This is a genomic window from Catenulispora pinisilvae, from assembly GCF_015356865.1.
In the GTDB taxonomy this organism is placed as follows: Bacteria; Actinomycetota; Actinomycetes; order Streptomycetales; family Catenulisporaceae; genus Catenulispora; species Catenulispora pinisilvae.
Genome location: NZ_JAAFZA010000566.1, coordinates 1 through 629, shown reverse-complemented (window position 1 = coordinate 629; position 629 = coordinate 1). Strand labels below are relative to the sequence as shown.

Annotated in this window: 1 protein-coding gene; it reads left to right on the top strand. The window is 70.6% G+C overall.

Annotation, left to right across the window (positions count from 1 at the left end; translation table 11 throughout):
* Nucleotides 1-629: hypothetical protein (locus IZR01_RS49445; protein ID WP_438939734.1), on the top strand; the 629-nt coding region annotated here is incomplete at both ends.

The following is a 629-nucleotide window of genomic DNA, read 5'->3' as shown; positions in this document are numbered from 1 at the left end:
CTCATCAAGGGCCTGACACAAAAAGACCCCGACCGCCCCACCAGCCTCGACCGCGCCTTCGCAGAACTCTCCCGCCTCGGCGCCCCACTCGAAGCGGAACACGGCGCGGACACCCTGCACGAGGCCCAGGCCGCCAGCGCCGAAGCTGCGGACACGAACGCGGCGCACGTACCCGGCGACGCACCCACGCAAGCCATGCCCACCGCCGAGGCGCTTGCCGAGACCGGCGAAAACGAGGCGCCGGCCGACGACCCCGACGCGACCCACGTATCAGAGGCCGACGACGACCCCGACGCGACACACGTGCCGGAAGCCGAGGACGAAGCCGATGAACCAGCCGACTCCGAGTCGACCGAGCAGATCCCGGCCTCAGACCCGACCGATTCCGACAGCGACTCGACTCATCGCACGCCACTGATCGCCGCCGACGAGGCGCCCCAGCAAGTCCCGGCCCCCGATGCCGACAGCCAGCCGACCCGCCAAGTCCCGACCATCGCCGCCAGCGACGCGATCCCGGACACGGACACGGATACAGACACCGACACCGACACCGACAGCGAATCGACCCAGCAGATCCCGCCGTCCGACCCCGACCCCGACCCCGACCCCGACAGCCAGCTGACCCACCA